Here is a 7141-nt window from a genome sequence, read left to right on the forward strand (position 1 = left end):
TCGGAAACATTTCTCTAATCCATAATATCTCGAAGCCAAGTCTTCAAGATAATGGTGCTTATTCCTAACAAGTAACAAGTATCAAGAGCATTTCTCTATGAAAAGGTAGAAACCTTATCGTATCATAATTCGTAGAAAGGTAAGTAAGATTTTATACGGAAAGGATGAATGCTGTTGTTTAAGAAATTTATGGCTAGTCTTGGTGTAGGAGCTGCGAAGGTAGATACACAACTAGAGAAAGAGAGATATGTAGCGGGTGAAGTAGTGAATGGAAAAGTTGTAATGAAAGGTGGAAATGCTGCGCAACAAATTGATCGTATCAACTTATTCCTTATGACTGAGGTAATAAAAGAAGTGGATGATCGCAAGGTGCGTGAAGAGGAAGTTCTTCATAGCTTTAACATTACAGAAGCCTTTACATTACAAGAAGAAGAAGAGAAAGAAATCGATTTTTCTTTCAGGTTACCACTTAATACGCCTGCAAGCTTCGGCCGACTCCCTATTTGGTTTCAAACCGGATTAGACATTCCAATGGCGTTGGATCCTCAGGACCGTGATCATATTCATGTAGACCCATCAGAAAATGTTCAAACTGTATTAACAGCTGTACAACATGATCTTGGTTTTTCCTTGCGAAAGGTAGAAGTAGAATTTGCGAAAAATCATCAAATTGTTCAAGAATTTGAATTTTCTCCAGGTGGAAAATTCAGAAGTGACTTAGATGAACTAGAAATACTTTTCTTCCCTAAAGAAAGTGGATTGGATCTTGTATTACAAGTTGATCGCCGTGCAAAAGGATTAGGAGGTTTACTTGCAGAAGCTCTTGATGCAGACGAAAGTTATGTCCGCACTCACTTTACAAATGAGGAGCTAGCGCAAAACCCAACGGAAGTGGCAGAAAAGTTAGAACAAGTTATTTCTCGTTTTTCAAAATAATCATTTTACCCCCCCTAAGTTCAAAACTTGGGGGTTAGTTTTTAGCGAGTTTTTTTCGTACAATAGCAATTGAAATTAGAAAGAAAGGTACTATTATTTGCATAGGAACATGTATATAAAGAGGTACTATCTTTAAGCCTACTTCTGTGTGCTCTATATAATTTTTACTCATGACAAGAGATACCGTTATCAATAACAAGGATAATACAATAACAAAAGCCCCACGTCTATTATTAGGGATAGATAATAGATCTTTCAATCCAATAAAGGATACATAAAACAGTAGTGCAATTTTAAAAAATCCCGCCATTACTAAAAGTATAATTACAATAGGGTCTAGTCTTTGAATAAAATCCTGTAAGTTAACCATAGAAATAGTGTCAAGTACAGGGACTGCTGAGCTTTTTGCCCAGCTTGGTCCTAAAACAGTAACAATAGTTACACTAATTAAGGTTATGATAAGACCGCTTATAAATAAGCCGAATAAACTTGTTGTAGACAATTTTTTCTGATTAGTAACATAAGGGTATAACATGCTAAATACAATCATCTCACCAAACGGAAATGTAATCCCAGCAGGGAAAACATTGTTCCAAATATTTGACCATCCATCATTTAGTATTGGTTGAATATTATGAAGTTGTGGTAGTCCCATCATATATACAAAAAAGATGAACAATCCACCCATTAGCAATGCCCATGGTAGGAATATTTCTCCTGTACGGGCTATTACCTCAATTCCCAAGTAAGCACCAAATCCTATTATGATTGTAAATAAGGTGATCGTAACAAAGAGAGGGGTACCATGAAGAATAGTGATAGCTAATAAATCTCCAAAATCACGAAGAACCCTAGCCCCCATATATAAGAAATAAATACAATAGAGTAGTGCAATGGGATATCCAACTACTCTTCCTAATACTTTTATGACAGCTTTAGTAAATAACAAGTCTGGATACCAGGAATACAATTTTAAATACCCTAAAAGCAAACCAATTCCCCCGAGCAAACTTAAAAGTAAAACTATCCATGAATCACGACCAGCATTTAATGAAAGACCCACCAGAAATGTGCTCCCTAATTCAAAGAATATTATAAGGGTGAATAATTGATATCGGTTAATTTTTTCATTTGTCATTGGTTGTTTCCTCGCTTTTTGACCATGACAATCTCGTACGAATTGTTGAGACAATCCATAATAGTAATGGGTACACACCGCCGAACGTTACGGAAAAAGCAATCCAAGTTGTAGAATCCCATTCTGATGCAAATAAAACGTTTGGATAAACGATTAAGGAAAGACAAATACATACAATGGCCATAGGAACTAAAATCAATCGGTAATTCGTAATATGAAACGCGTGTGTGAAAGCTTGCAGTGTTCCATAAAAGTAAAGAGATAGTTTAAAAAAAACAGTCAAGATCCATGAGATAGCTAATACAACTTCAACTCGTTCAATCATTCCTTCCAGTTGTATATTCTTCGCTAACATATAGGTTGGGACAGATTGAATGGAGGTTAAGGTATCCCCCAGTACGGTTATGGTTATGAAGGTTATGCAAGTAGTGAAAAAGATACCAATAGCATAAGGACGAAAAAGAGTCTTGCTTAGTTTAGAATTCTTGTTAACTAGCTTAGGATATATAATTAATAGGATAAAAAGAGTAAGTGTTGAATTTGATAATTCAAACAAAGTTGCAGATAAGACAGGGGTAATTCCCTCTTCTAATATAGGTCTTACATGGTGTAAATTAATATTAGGTAAGCTAGCAAGGATTATAAAGACTAGTAAGACTAAAATCCATGGAACAAATATCTCAGCTGTCCTTGCAATGGTTTCTAAACCATAAAACAAGCCTGTTATAATTACGGCCATAAACAACATGTTGATATAAACGGTAGGAGTTGAATGTAAGATATTCATAGCCATAAAATCACCAATTATATACAAAACAGTTGCTGAGGTAATCATTCCAAAAAATCCAATAGAGAAAGAGAGAAATCTTCCTAGCCACTTACCAAAGACCTCTTCATTTATCTCCAATAAATTACAATCAGGATACTTTGATGAGATACGATTTAAACACCATAAATATAGTAAACCAATGGGAAGTACTAGTATCACACCTATCCATCCATCATGTTTTGCTGCACCTGTAGCAGAACTTGGGGTGAGCAATATAGATGTTCCGATTACAAACAACATAACTAATAAACCAAATTGTCTTTGATTAAGTTTTACCTGGTTGTTCATATTCAGCACCACCTTTCAATAATCCAATATTCACATGGATAATAACTGTAGCAATGGTTGATAGATAAAGGTAATACCTTTTAAAGGGCTAGGGATTGGGAGTTCCAAAAATAATGCAATTGCAAAAATGGTACTTAGAAAATAAACAAGAGAAAACACAACGAGGTCTTTCTTCTCATAAGTCTTATAGATATGTTTCCCATTGATTATAGCTATTGTAATCAAAGATAAAGAAAGTAATAACCACATTTAGGATCCCTCTTCAACTTCTTTTTGGAAAGAATCAGTGATGGTGCCGGTTCGGACAATATTTACGTTTGTGTTTACCTGAAAGGTTAAGTTCTTGTATTCTGCATCCCAATTATCTTTAACTGATTTCCAATACGTTTTGTCTGCGCGGTGAACATATTCTCCAAATCCAAAAATATCACTATTAAATTCAGTTTGAGTTATATTGATTGCCTCTTCCATTGCTGAGTTTAGTCTTTTCTCAAGTTTTCTTTCTACTGTATTTAAAGATTTTTCCTTTGATAAATCTAATTCTTTACATTGAACATCATCTATATCTCCCTTTACTTTCACATTGATTGTGATATGTGGTTGATTGTTATTTACAGTTGCCTTTATCTTGGACTCAGAATTGATGACTTCAACTGTGACGTTACCATCTTCACCACAAGGCATATATTCAGCAGTGCCACTCACATTATTTGTGATGTAATTAAACCCCTTGGATTGAGGTGTGTTCAACCAACCTATAAGTTTGTCCCCCTTAAATACACCAATGTTATCGATGATAACATTGGCTGGGGAAGCTACTTGTTCCACATTTTGTACATGACTACCAATATCAGCAGTAGAGGTGAGATAAACTCCCGTTAAGACAGGCTCTTTTCCTTTTGAGATGATACTATTAATTAATTCTTGTATTTTAACGGTCTTTGTCGGGGCCCAATTATCTTCGGAAATTTGCATTGATGTGTACATTTTATTGGCAGGAACTTTCTCTAGTGGCGTTAAAACCTTTAATATGTCGGCAGCTTCAATATCTTTTGCAACAGCAATATGAAAGTCAGTTCTAAATTCATGATCTCGAGCCAATAGGTCTAAAGCTTTCCCAATTCCTTCTTTAGCCAGCTCTTCCCCAAAAACGACTTTTCTTGTATGGGAATAGTATCCCATCCTGGGTGTAATCTTCGTCATTTCACGAATTGCCTCAAATATGGACCGACCTGTACTTGTGTAAGTAGATACAGCGGTCCTAGTAGTCATTTGCTTTGCAGTAACCTCTCCAGGATTGATGATTTGAACTGTGTAATTGTACTCATCACCTTTTTTGTCTATACCAATTCCAGTAACCAGAGCGATTTGGTCTAGTTCCTTTTTACTCCAACATCCAGTAAGCAAAAGTGAAATCAAACATCCGATTACAACATATTTGCTTAGCCTTTTCATTTCTTTTTCCTCCCTTTCCTTTTGAAAAATTTCCGTTTTGTTGAAGTAGGTTCTGGTTTGCTTGTATCCTCTCGAATAATATTGGTTTGATTAATTAGACGTGGTCTTGAGAATAATCCCCATCTTGGGAAACGTAAGATTACATCCTTTTGATCAGATTTCACATATGGAGCCATAGGACTCATGTAAGGAACTCCGAAAGAACGAAGACTAGTTAGGTGTAAGACCATTGCAATTACTCCTAGCAATATACCGTAAAGGCCAAATGTAGCTGCTAATACCATAAATCCAAATCTGAGCATTCGAATGGAGATTGCAAAATTAAAACTAGGAGATACGAAACTTGATATTGCAGTTAAAGAGACCACGATAACCATAGCAGATGAAACTAACCCTGCCTCTACGGCAGCCTGGCCTAATACTAATGCCCCTACAATAGATATGGCAGAACCGACGGCTTTAGGTAAACGTACCCCTGCTTCTCGTAATATTTCAAAAGTCAGTTCCATAATGAGTGCTTCGACAAAAGCAGGGAATGGAACACCCTCTCGTTGGGAGGATAAGCTAATTAGTAGAGATGTAGGAATCATCTCTTGGTGATAGGTTGTTAAAGCAATGTAAGCTGAAGGTGTAAGTAATGCTAAAAAGAATGATAAGTATCGAATGATTCTTACTAAAGTTGCAAAATCAGCTCGTTGATAATAATCTTCCGCTGACTGAAAAAACTGGATAAAGAGAGCAGGTACAAGCAAGACAAACGGAGATCCATCCACAATAATGGCGATTCTTCCTTCTAATAAGCCTGCTGCAATACTATCTGGCCTTTCGGTATTATAAACAGTTGGAAAGGGAGAGTATGTTTCATCTTGAATGAGTTCTTCTATATAGCCGCTATCAAGAATAGAGTCAACATCAATTTTATTCAAACGTTTATATACTTCTTTTACAATTTCATCACTAGCTATGCCATTCATGTAAGCTACAGCAACATCTGTTTGGGTTTTTGTACCGATGGGCTTTGATTTAATCCATAGATTTGGATCTTTAATTCTTCTGCGTAATAACGCTGTGTTTGTTCTTAGCGTTTCTGTAAATCCCTCTTTTGGGCCTCTTACAACAGCTTGAGAAGAAGGTTCTTCTACTTTTCGAGCTTCCCATCCTCTAGAATCAATTGAGAAGGCTTTAGAACAGTCATCAAGTAATAGGATGGTTTTACCGGACAAAAGATGATTAAATACTTTGTCCATCTCTTCAATTACTTCCATTTCAGCGTTTGTTAACGCATATTTCCTTAACAAATCAAAATTAGAGTTATGTTTAGTAACAGAATGTTTAAAAGTAGTCTCGCGAATTTCAGACATTAGTGTTTTTAGGATGTAATCATGTATGAAATCATCTTTAACCAATCCATCTGTGAATATCAGTCCTAACTTAATAGAGCCATCTTCTCCAGCATGGAAGTTACGAAAGACAACATCCGTACTACCACCAAGTGTCTGTTTTATGTAATCCATATTTTTTTGTAAAGCATTATATAAATATGGGACAGATTCTTTTCCTTGTTCACTATGTTCTTTTTTTTGAAATAATTTCTTCCATTTAAACATGTAAAAACCCTCTGTCTATATTTAATAGTCGAATAATCATGAAAATGTAGGTGTAAACGAGTCCATATTAGTTCTAGCTTTTACGAAACCAGGAAAATCATACTACTAATACCAAATCAAATATAAACAAGAGATAAGTTGACATTACTCACTAATTCGATTATCATCTAATTAGATGGTAATCGAATTAGAAGGGGGCAAGAAATCATGCAATTAGATAAAGTCGTTCAATTTCACAAAGTGTTGGGTGATCCCACTCGTATTAAAATCGTAACGCTACTTAAACATGGCCCGCTTCATGGTCAGGCAATTGCTAATAAGCTTGGATTACGGCCATCGACGATCACCCATCATGTAGCAAAACTTCGGGATACAGGTTTGATATTTCAAAGGAGAGATCGAAACACCATATACTTTTACTTAGATGAAAAAAAGCTAGAACAAAATGCAAAAGCGATTCTTGCAATGGGGGAGGAAACGAGGATGAAGCAAGAAATGCAGGTCAACGAAAAAGAGAAACTTTCTATTATAAAAAATTTCTTTGCAAAAGATGGTACTTTAAAGCAAATTCCAAGCCAACGAAAAAAGAAACTAGTGGTATTAGCTTATTTAATTCGCCAAATTGAACCAGGAAGAATTTATGAGGAGAAAGAGATTAATGAAGTTATCTTACCTTTTCATGAAGACTACGCGACGATTAGAAGAGAGTGGATCATGAATCATTTTATGTATAGAAGTAATAATCAATATGAATTGAATCCAAAAGAAATGTGGCCGTTAATCTTTTAATTCTGTGTTTCCATTACTTATTCCATTGTTGCCCCATTATCTTGAAGACCTGAAGTCGAGATATTTTTAGCAGCTGGTGGGTCCGATGCTTAAAAGTGA

Annotated in this window: 7 protein-coding genes; 2 read left to right on the plus strand and 5 right to left on the minus strand. The window is 35.5% G+C overall.

Going from position 1 to position 7141, the window contains the following annotated elements:
* Nucleotides 1–168: 168 nt before the first annotated feature.
* Entirely contained in the window at nucleotides 169–936 is a 768-nt protein-coding gene (locus tag N782_RS19950) for a sporulation protein (RefSeq protein WP_237582701.1), read from the plus strand.
* A gap of 34 nt (nucleotides 937–970) precedes the next feature.
* Here the strand turns inward: N782_RS19950 and N782_RS19955 are convergent, their stop codons facing one another.
* The 5 genes from N782_RS19955 to N782_RS19975 are packed head-to-tail and all read right to left on the minus strand — an operon-like array spanning nucleotide 971 to nucleotide 6253.
* Nucleotides 971–2074, minus strand: coding sequence for a GerAB/ArcD/ProY family transporter (locus N782_RS19955; protein WP_036824625.1), 1104 nt, complete (start codon nucleotides 2072–2074; stop codon nucleotides 971–973).
* Nucleotides 2064–3191, minus strand: coding sequence for a GerAB/ArcD/ProY family transporter (locus tag N782_RS19960; protein ID WP_036824629.1), 1128 nt, complete (start codon nucleotides 3189–3191; stop codon nucleotides 2064–2066). The genes N782_RS19955 and N782_RS19960 overlap by 11 nt, the downstream gene beginning before the upstream one ends.
* Before the next feature lie 30 nt (nucleotides 3192–3221).
* The gene (locus N782_RS19965; RefSeq protein ID WP_036824632.1) at nucleotides 3222–3440 is read right to left on the minus strand and encodes a hypothetical protein; all 219 of its coding nucleotides are present in this window, start codon (nucleotides 3438–3440) and stop codon (nucleotides 3222–3224) included.
* Nucleotides 3441–4646: a Ger(x)C family spore germination protein gene (locus N782_RS19970; protein ID WP_036824634.1), complete on the minus strand. Its 1206-nt coding sequence runs from the start codon at nucleotides 4644–4646 to the stop codon at nucleotides 3441–3443.
* Complete coding sequence (locus tag N782_RS19975) at nucleotides 4643–6253, minus strand: spore germination protein (protein ID WP_052111469.1); 1611 nt, start codon at nucleotides 6251–6253, stop codon at nucleotides 4643–4645. Before N782_RS19975 ends, N782_RS19970 begins: the two co-directional genes overlap by 4 nt.
* A gap of 207 nt (nucleotides 6254–6460) precedes the next feature.
* On the opposite strand from N782_RS19975, the gene N782_RS19980 reads away from it, so the two are divergent.
* Nucleotides 6461–7042: a DUF2087 domain-containing protein gene (locus N782_RS19980; RefSeq protein ID WP_036824635.1), complete on the plus strand. Its 582-nt coding sequence runs from the start codon at nucleotides 6461–6463 to the stop codon at nucleotides 7040–7042.
* Nucleotides 7043–7141: the final 99 nt, after the last annotated feature.

The organism is Pontibacillus yanchengensis Y32, assembly GCF_000770635.1.
GTDB lineage: Bacteria > Bacillota > Bacilli > Bacillales > BH030062 > Pontibacillus > Pontibacillus yanchengensis.